This is a genomic window from Micromonospora sp. LOL_015, assembly GCF_048060275.1.
In the GTDB taxonomy this organism is placed as follows: domain Bacteria; phylum Actinomycetota; class Actinomycetes; order Mycobacteriales; family Micromonosporaceae; genus Micromonospora_E.
Genome location: NZ_JBHMIO010000213.1, coordinates 1 through 341, shown reverse-complemented (window position 1 = coordinate 341; position 341 = coordinate 1). Strand labels below are relative to the sequence as shown.

Annotated in this window: 1 pseudogene; it reads right to left on the bottom strand. The window is 73.6% G+C overall.

Annotation, left to right across the window (positions count from 1 at the left end):
* Window positions 1-341: pseudogene (locus tag ACFHWU_RS29540) on the bottom strand (transposase); the annotation flags it as partial.

Here is a 341-nt window from a genome sequence, read left to right as displayed (position 1 = left end):
GCAGTTTCGTGGTCCGTCCGCCACGGGAACGCCCCAACGCGTGGTCGTCGGGTTCCGACCCGGTACCGCCGGGTGGCTCGGCCTGCAGATCCCCCTTTTACGCGCTCCGGCCGCGTGCTGGTGCGCTCGGCTGATCGTGGAGTCCACGGACACGTCCCAGACGATCCGTCCCGCCGCGTCGGCCAGGGCCTGCAACGCGGTCAGGATCCGTGCCCAGGTCCCGTCGCGCTGCCACCGGCGGAACAGGGCGTACGCCGCCGCCCAGGAGCCGTAGTGGTCGGGGATGTCCCGCCACGGGGCGCCGGCCCGGGTCCGCCACCGGATCGCGTCGATGAGCTGCC